This window comes from Actibacterium sp. (genome assembly GCF_041584535.1).
GTDB lineage: Bacteria > Pseudomonadota > Alphaproteobacteria > Rhodobacterales > Rhodobacteraceae > Actibacterium_D.
Genome location: NZ_JBFHDW010000199.1, coordinates 1 through 4983, shown reverse-complemented (window position 1 = coordinate 4983; position 4983 = coordinate 1). Strand labels below are relative to the sequence as shown.

The window sequence follows — 4983 nt, the reverse complement described above, 5'->3', positions numbered from 1 at the left end:
CGGTCAGTTTCTCCCACCAGCTGCGTTCGCGGCGCACGTCCAGTTCCGAGATCGAGAACCCGCGGATCGTGGTGACGATATTGCGCAGGCTGTCGCCCGCCGGACCGACATCCTTGTTACGCACATCGGCCAGCATCGATTGGCTGATCTGTTGCAGCTCGGCCTGCGCGGAGGAGCCGAATTCGATGATCGAGGTGGTATCGCCCATGTCGATTTCATCAATGCGCTTGCGGATTTCGGCAGCGACCGGGGCGTCGGCGGACTCAAGCGGCACGACCTCGCCAACCGGTTCGGGCAGGATCACCGCGGTGACCTGTTCGACTTCGCTCAGCGCCTTGGCGGCTTGTTCACGGATGGTATCGGACATGTTTACTCTCCACTGTCGGGGCGCAGGCCCTCACGCTGCAATCTTTCACGCAGCAGTTCAATCTCAACATCCAGATCGGATTTGTCATCCAGCAGCATTTCGCGGGTGCGAGCGGCGAAATTCTGCTCAAGGTCGGTCAGCAGCGCCTCGTAATCAGCGCGGGCTTGGGCATCGCGGCTGCGGGCGTAAATGTCGGCGAATTTCACCGTCGCGTCGCGGGCGCCCATCAGATAGACCACCAGAAACTTGCGGGCGGCGGTCAGGTCGCGCGGGTCGTCCTCGACGGTGCGGAACATATCGCGGGCGGTGGTCTGAAATGCCTCGACCCGCGCCAGCAGGTTGCGGTCGCCAGCGCGCAGAATGGCGTCGCGCATCGCGCTCAGGTGCTTTTCTGCCTCGGTTACGGCGCGGGCGACCCGATCTTGCTGAAAGGCGTCGATGCCTTCCATGCCCTTGTCGGTCAACGGGTCCAGCCCGAAGGCAAAGCCATGCAGCACCAGCCCAAGCACGCCAAAGATCACCGGCACGATCAGGCTGCCACCGGGGGTGATCCCGGCCACGAACAGACCGGCGCCGGTCAGGACCGAGCCGAAGATCTTGCGCGGAATCGCCGGGCGACGGGCGATCTTGCGGGCGTGATAGGCGTCCTCGGCCTTTAGCCCCTCGCGGGTCAGCCATGCCGCCAGCACCAGCAGGCCAAAGGCCGCCAGATCGGTCGCCAGTCCCACCGGGTCCGACATGAAGGCGGTGATCAAGAGCGGGAAGGGGGCCAGAAACAGGAAATTCACCCGCCCGCCAGCGCGGGTCCGGGTCTTGCCGTGATAGGGATGCGCCGCCGGGGCCGAAGCCGGTTTCGGGGCGCCGGATTTGGGGCTGAAATCTCCGCCGTAACGCTGGGCCATTATGCGCCCCCCGTGACGGCGACATACATGATCAGCGCCAGTAGCAGGAATAACGCCAGCTTTTGCAGCCCGGTCTCAGTCATCACACACCCCAAACTTGCCACCTGATCTATATAGCGACTGTCACAGCCCCATGAAAGCGCAGCCTAGCGTTGCGTCTGTCCCGAGCGGCGCTCGGCCTCAAGCTTGCGGCCATAGCCGGTTTGCAGGAATTCCACCGCGAACAGCACCAGAACCGCAAAATAGAAGGTGGTTTTCGACATCGGGATCAGCGGGTGCCCGAAGAATTGCAATTGCAGCGCGTCATTGTGCATTGCATGGGCGGCGGCAGGACCGGCCTCGCCCAGCAGCACCACGCCGACGATCAGCAGGATGAACAGGCCCAGAACCTCGTACATGCGGTTTTTCTGGATAAAGGCGGTGACGCCATCCGCCAGCAACACCATCGCCAGCCCCGAAATCACGATCGCCGTTGCCAGCACCGGGAACACATCGGTGATGGCCAGCGCCGACAGGATGGAATCGAAGCTGAAGATCATGTTCATCACCACGATCAGGGCCACGACCCGCAGGCCGGACTTGCCCGCCTTGCCCTCGACATCGTGGTCCAGATGCTGAACCGACAACATATGCGAGATTTCCTTGACCGCCGTATAGATGATGAACGCCCCGCCCAGCAGGAACACCAAGGTCGAGAAATTCACCCCGCCTTCCAGCACCCCGGTCCAGTTCATCACAAAGAACGGCTCGGACAGGGATGCGATCAGCCGGATCATCACGAACAACAGGATCACCCGCAGCGCGACCGCGATGAGGATACCCCAGAACCGCACCGCCTTTTGCTGGGCCAGCGGCGCGCGCTGGCTTTCGATGCTGATATACAAAAGGTTATCGAAACCCAGAACCGCTTGCAGGAAACACAGCATCAGCAGGTTTCCCAGATTCTCGATTGTCAAAAGCTCGGCCATCGTGCTGCCCCTTGTGAATCCGTTTCGACCCACAAAGACATAGCGCGGCGCAGGGGACAAGGTGCCGAAACCTTGGCTTTTCCCCGCTGGCGGCAGGGGTCTATTTGCGGCGCTTGTCGCGGGGGGCGCGGACGACCTTGGGCTTGCTCACGGTCGTGGGCTTGAATTCCTTGTCCAGACCCAACTGCTCGCGCAGCACCCGGCCTTTGATTTCCTCGACCTGACCGGCCTTGAGATCGTTCAGGCGGAACGGCCCGTAAGAGATGCGCAACAGCCGGTTCACCACCAGACCGACGCTTTCCATGGCGCGGCGAATCTCGCGGTTGCGGCCCTCGCGGATGCCGATCGTCAGCCAGGCATTCGCGCCCTGCTGGCGGTCCAGAGTGACCTCCATCGGCTGAAACTTTTCCCCGTCCAGAACCACGCCCCGGCGCAGCGGCTCTAGCATGGCCTCGTCGGGCGTGCCTTTGACGCGCACCCGATATTTTCGCAGCCACCCGGTCGAGGGCAGTTCAAGCCGGCGCTTGATCTCGCCGTCATTGGTCAGCAGCAACAGACCTTCCGAATTGATATCCAGCCGTCCGACCGACATCACCCGCGGCATATCCTCGGGCAGCTTGTCGAATACCGTATCGCGGCCCTTTTCATCGCGGGCCGTGGTCACAAGGCCAAGGGGCTTATGATACAGCCACAGGCGCGGCGGCTCGGCGGCGGCCATGGGTGTGCCGTCCACGGCGATCTTGTCGCGCGGCGTGACGTTCAGCGCCGGGCTGTCGATCACCTTGCCGTTGACGCTGACGCGTCCGGCTTCGATCATGCGTTCGGCTTCGCGGCGGCTTGCAACACCGGCGCGGGCCAGAACTTTGGCGATACGGTCGCCTTTGGGGGTCTCTGTGCTCATACGCCTCCTTTACGCGCTTGCGCAGCCAAGCGAAAGCGCCTTGCGCGTTGGGCGGGCAGGGGGCAAGAACAGGCCATGAGCCGCTTTACCAGCCATATGGACACCGCCTTGTCCGAAGCCCGCGCCGCCGCCGCCCGAGGCGAGGTGCCGGTGGGCGCTGTGGTGGTGGGACCGGACGGCGCCGAACTGGCCCGCGCCGGCAACCGCACCCGCGAATTGAACGACCCCACCGCCCATGCCGAGATCCTGGCCATCCGCGCAGCCTGCACGGCAATGGGATCGGAACGGCTGGTGGGCTGCGATCTTTACGTGACGCTGGAACCCTGCCCGATGTGCGCCTCGGCCATCAGCCAGACCCGCATCGCGCGGCTTTATTACGGCGCCGCCGACCCGAAATCCGGCGGCGTCGCCCACGGCCCGCGCGTGTTTACCCATCCGCAAAGCCACCATGTGCCCGAAGTCTATGACGGGCTGGCGGCGCATGAGGCCGAGACATTGCTGAAAACCTTTTTCGCCGCCCGCCGCTAAGTTGCGCGCGCCCAAGGCGCGCAGGTCTGGTCCTCCGCGCCTGCGGCGCGTCAGGCTGCCTCCGGCGGGGATATTTTCACGAAGAAGAAACACCGGGGCTTCTTTTTCGTCCAAATATCCCGGGGTGAATTGGCCGTAGGCCAAGAGGGGCGGCGCCCCTTTTACAGCGCGATCGGGACCAGCACCTCGGGTTCGATCACATCGACCCCCGGCAGAGAATCCTTCAGCACCGCCGCCGATTGCTCCAGAATCGGGAACGTGCGGTAGTGGCAGGGGATCACGGTTTTGAAATCGAAGAACGTGTTCGCCGCATAGGCCGCGCGGCGCATGTCCATTGTGAAATAGCCGCCGGCGCACAGGATGCCGATTTCAGGCGCGTGCAGGTCGTTGAAGATCTTCATATCCGCCATCACGTCGGTATCGCCGCTGGCATAGATCGTGCGCCCCTGATGCGAGATCATGAACCCGGCTTCGGAGCCGGTATAGATCGGGCCGTTTTCGCCGGCGACCGACGAGGAATGCACTGCATGCACCAGCGTCACCTCGACATTTCCCAGCCGCACCGTGCCGCCCTTGTTGAAGCCGATGGTCTGGATGCCCTCTTTTTCGGCCCAAAAGCTCATCAGGTCATAGATGCCGACCACCGGGATCGCCAGTTCGCGGGCAAGGCCCAGCGTGTCGGACGAGTGGTCGCCGTGGCCGTGGGTCAGCAGGATATGGGTGGCGCCGGCGATGGCGTCGGCACGGCGCTCGGGCGGGAACATCGGGTTGCCGGTCATCCACGGGTCAAGCAGCAGCACCTGATCGCCGATCTCGATCCGAAAGCCGGAATGGCCAAGCCAAGTCAGTTTCATGGGAACCTCCGTTCGGTTTTGCCCGTCATCGTAGCAGCAGCGGCCGCGCTGTCACCCAATGTTTGCGTCGCGGCCGCCCAACCCTTGCAGCCCGCCCCGCGCGGCGATAAACCCGTGCCGACCTCTTTGACGGAGCATGAAACATGTCCATCGACATCGATACCGCCCGGCGCGTGGCCCATCTGGCGCGCATTGCCGTAGACGAAAAAGACCTGCCGGCGCTGGCGGGCGAGCTGTCGAACATCCTCGACTTCATGGAGCAGTTGAACGAGGTGGATGTCGAAGGCATCGAGCCGATGACCAGCGTCACGCCGATGCGCCTGAAGCGGCGCGTCGATGTGGTGACCGATGGCAATATGCAGGACAAGATCCTGTCGAACGCGCCCGACGCGCGCGAGGGCTTTTTTGCGGTTCCGAAGGTGGTGGAATAATGTCTGATCTGTCGAAACTGACCATTGCCGGG

At 63.2% G+C, this 4983-nt stretch carries 7 protein-coding genes; 2 read left to right on the top strand and 5 right to left on the bottom strand.

Features of this window, described 5'->3' with window-relative positions; translation table 11 throughout:
- From ABYW26_RS10345 to ABYW26_RS10330, 4 genes are all read right to left on the bottom strand, one after another.
- Positions 1 to 367 (bottom strand): toxic anion resistance protein (locus tag ABYW26_RS10345; protein WP_372604764.1); only part of this gene is annotated, 367 nt, incomplete at its 3' end.
- A 2-nt stretch (positions 368 to 369) separates the two neighbouring features.
- Positions 370 to 1269: a 5-bromo-4-chloroindolyl phosphate hydrolysis family protein gene (locus ABYW26_RS10340; RefSeq protein WP_372604763.1), complete on the bottom strand. Its 900-nt coding sequence runs from the start codon at positions 1267 to 1269 to the stop codon at positions 370 to 372.
- 146 nt (positions 1270 to 1415) lie between these two features.
- Entirely contained in the window at positions 1416 to 2237 is an 822-nt protein-coding gene (locus ABYW26_RS10335) for a TerC family protein (RefSeq protein ID WP_372604762.1), read from the bottom strand.
- Positions 2238 to 2337: 100 nt separating this feature from the next.
- A complete protein-coding gene (locus ABYW26_RS10330) occupies positions 2338 to 3138 on the bottom strand; it encodes a pseudouridine synthase (protein ID WP_372604761.1) in 801 nt (266 codons plus the stop codon).
- Between the two features lie 75 nt (positions 3139 to 3213).
- Here ABYW26_RS10330 and ABYW26_RS10325 point away from each other — a divergent pair, with 75 nt between their 5' ends.
- Positions 3214 to 3666 (top strand): nucleoside deaminase, encoded by a 453-nt coding sequence (locus ABYW26_RS10325; protein ID WP_372604760.1) that lies wholly within the window; start codon positions 3214 to 3216, stop codon positions 3664 to 3666.
- Between the two features lie 161 nt (positions 3667 to 3827).
- Here the strand turns inward: ABYW26_RS10325 and ABYW26_RS10320 are convergent, their stop codons facing one another.
- Positions 3828 to 4520, bottom strand: a complete 693-nt coding sequence (locus ABYW26_RS10320) for a metal-dependent hydrolase (protein WP_372604759.1) — start codon at positions 4518 to 4520, stop codon at positions 3828 to 3830.
- A gap of 143 nt (positions 4521 to 4663) precedes the next feature.
- On the opposite strand from ABYW26_RS10320, the gene gatC reads away from it, so the two are divergent.
- Complete coding sequence (gatC, locus tag ABYW26_RS10315; protein WP_372604757.1) at positions 4664 to 4951, top strand: Asp-tRNA(Asn)/Glu-tRNA(Gln) amidotransferase subunit GatC; 288 nt, start codon at positions 4664 to 4666, stop codon at positions 4949 to 4951.
- The last annotated feature ends 32 nt before the right edge of the window (positions 4952 to 4983 follow it).

Coding starts and splice junctions, on each gene's coding strand:
- ABYW26_RS10340 (WP_372604763.1), bottom strand. CDS start 1,269: ATGGCCCAGCGTTACGGCGGAGATTTCAGCCCCAAATCCGGCGCCCCG.
- ABYW26_RS10335 (WP_372604762.1), bottom strand. CDS start 2,237: ATGGCCGAGCTTTTGACAATCGAGAATCTGGGAAACCTGCTGATGCTG.
- ABYW26_RS10330 (WP_372604761.1), bottom strand. CDS start 3,138: ATGAGCACAGAGACCCCCAAAGGCGACCGTATCGCCAAAGTTCTGGCC.
- ABYW26_RS10325 (WP_372604760.1), top strand. CDS start 3,214: ATGAGCCGCTTTACCAGCCATATGGACACCGCCTTGTCCGAAGCCCGC.
- ABYW26_RS10320 (WP_372604759.1), bottom strand. CDS start 4,520: ATGAAACTGACTTGGCTTGGCCATTCCGGCTTTCGGATCGAGATCGGC.
- gatC (WP_372604757.1), top strand. CDS start 4,664: ATGTCCATCGACATCGATACCGCCCGGCGCGTGGCCCATCTGGCGCGC.